Raw genomic sequence first — 297 nt, 5'->3', positions numbered from 1 at the left:
CACAGTGTCCCGGTCGCCCGGAACAGTTCCATCGGTACCACAACGGCCGCGTACCGGCCGGATTGAGCCGTCAGCGTCGATCGGCTCGAACCGCTGGCACGATCGGCTGCGTTGCCGCGTCATCGCTTCGCACCCGATTCGTCTCGCGCGCCTGGCCAGTGTCGTTCGGCAACGGGGCGAACGGCACCGCGGCCCTCGGCGCATCGGGTTCACCCGCGCCCACATCATCGGTCGAACCGTCGCCCGGATCTGCGGACGATTCGTTCTCGATCCCGGAATCGTTGCGCGGCATGATGA

1 protein-coding gene is annotated in these 297 nt (G+C 67.3%); it reads right to left on the bottom strand.

The features are described from left to right. Positions 1-70: 70 nt before the first annotated feature. Positions 71-297, bottom strand: a 227-nt coding sequence (locus GV790_RS30845) for a hypothetical protein (protein WP_218586501.1), incomplete at its 5' end; no start/stop codon positions are given.

The organism is Nocardia cyriacigeorgica, assembly GCF_010858045.1.
In the GTDB taxonomy this organism is placed as follows: domain Bacteria; phylum Actinomycetota; class Actinomycetes; order Mycobacteriales; family Mycobacteriaceae; genus Nocardia; species Nocardia cyriacigeorgica_E.
Note: the sequence above shows the minus strand (reverse complement) of the source record. Positions and strands in the feature narration are given on the sequence as shown.